Annotated in this window: 1 protein-coding gene; it reads left to right on the forward strand. The window is 60.9% G+C overall.

Annotation, left to right across the window (positions count from 1 at the left end):
• The first annotated feature begins 161 nt into the window (after positions 1-161).
• Entirely contained in the window at positions 162-1907 is a 1746-nt protein-coding gene (locus L979_RS11540; protein ID WP_047692360.1) for a pyruvate dehydrogenase, read from the forward strand.
• Positions 1908-1994: the final 87 nt, after the last annotated feature.

The following is a 1994-nucleotide window of genomic DNA, read 5'->3' on the forward strand; positions in this document are numbered from 1 at the left end:
ATCAGCTCTGATGGGCGGCACAAATCGCTTCTGAGCAGATGGAGGGCAGTGACCAGAGGAACACCTCATCAAGCGTTTCAGCTGATGATCCGGACCTACCATGACCAGTGAGCTCGTTCTGGCCTGGGATGTTCCCGGGTCAGTGATCACAGGAGGCATCCATGAAACTCGCCGAACAACTCGTGGCCCAGCTGCAGCAAGCAGGTGTCAAGCGTATTTACGGGATCGTGGGCGACAGCCTCAACCCCATTGTGGATGCCGTCCGCCAGACCGGTGGCAGCAAGAAAGGTGGAATCGACTGGATTCACGTGCGCCATGAGGAGGCTGCTGCCTTTGCTGCTGCCGCTGAGGCGCAGTTGACCGGTGAGTTGGCTGTATGTGCGGGATCTTGCGGCCCGGGAAACCTGCACCTGATCAACGGGCTTTACGACGCCCAGCGTTCCGGTGCACCCGTGTTGGCCATCGCCTCACACATTCCGTCCGTTCAAATCGGACAGTCCTTCTTCCAGGAAACCCACCCTGATCGACTCTTCAATGAGTGCTCCGTATACAGCGAGCTGATCTCCACCACAGATCAGGCCCCGCGCGTGGTCCGCTCTGCCATTCAGCACGCCACAAGCCTCAACGGCGTGGCCGTTGTGACACTACCCGGGGACGTGGCCGACCAGGACGCCACCGCCAAGACCCCCCACTGGACACCGGTGATGGCTGCAACCACGGTGCCGAACCCCGAATGCATCCAGGAAATTGCCCAGGTGCTCAACGATGCCAAGAAGGTGGCCATCTTTGCCGGCGACGGCGTGCGCGGCGCGCACGCCGAGGTCATGGCACTGGCTGAAGCACTGGCAGCACCCGTGGGCCACTCCCTGCGCGGCAAGGATGCCATCCAGTACGACAACCCGTTCGACGTCGGCATGACAGGGCTTCTCGGATACGGAGCTGCTGCCGAAGGCCTCCAGGATGCCGACGTCATGATCATGTTGGGCACGGATTTCCCCTACGACCAGTTCCTGCCTGAAACCACCACCATCCAGGTGGACCGCAACCCTGCGGTGCTGGGACGCCGAACCGATGTGCAATATCCCCTGCAGGGGGACGTGTTGCCCACAGTCCAGTCATTGTTGCCTCTGATCAAACCCAAGAAGGATCAGAGTTTCCTCACGAAGACCCTCAAGCGCCACGACAAGCTCATGAATCACGCGGTGGGTGCCTACACCCGCAACGTGAAGCGGCTGCAACCCATTCACCCCGAATACGTTGCGGACGTACTGGACCAGGTGGCTGCAGAAGACGCCGTCTTCACAGCTGACACGGGCATGTGCAATGTATGGTCCGCACGCTACATCCGTCCGCTCGGTACGCGCAGGGTGATCGGTTCCTATTTGCACGGTTCCATGGCCAATGCGCTTCCTCATGCCATTGGCGCGCAGGTTTCCCACCCCGGCCGGCAGGTGATCTCCATGTCCGGGGACGGTGGCCTTTCCATGCTGATGGGCGAGCTCGTCACAGCGGCCATGTACCAACTGCCGGTCAACGTGGTGGTCTTCAACAACTCCACCTTGGGCATGGTCAAGCTGGAAATGCTTGTGGACGGCCTGCCGGACTTCGGCGTGGACGTCCCGGACGCAAATTACGCCAAAGTGGCAGAGGCTCTGGGGTTCCACGCCCAGAGGGTGGTCAAGGCCAAGGATGTGGAAGGCGCGCTCAAGTCCGCCTTGGCGCACAACGGACCGTCACTGGTGGAGGTCATCACAGATCCCAATGCTCTGTCCATGCCGCCCAAGATCACCGGGGATCAGGTGTTCGGCTTTGCCACGGCCATGAGCAAGATCGTGCTCAACCGAGGTGCGGGAGAGGCCGTGTCCATGGCGCGCTCAAACCTGCGAAACGCCAACGCTCTTCGCTGAGCAGCAAGTTCCACCGGTACTGACCGGCCCAGAAGCGATTTGTGCCGCCCATCAGCTCTGATGGGCGGCACAAATCGCTTCTGAGCA

The sequence above is a fragment of the Kocuria sp. ZOR0020 genome (assembly GCF_000800955.1).
Taxonomy (GTDB): Bacteria; Actinomycetota; Actinomycetes; order Actinomycetales; family Micrococcaceae; genus Kocuria; species Kocuria subflava.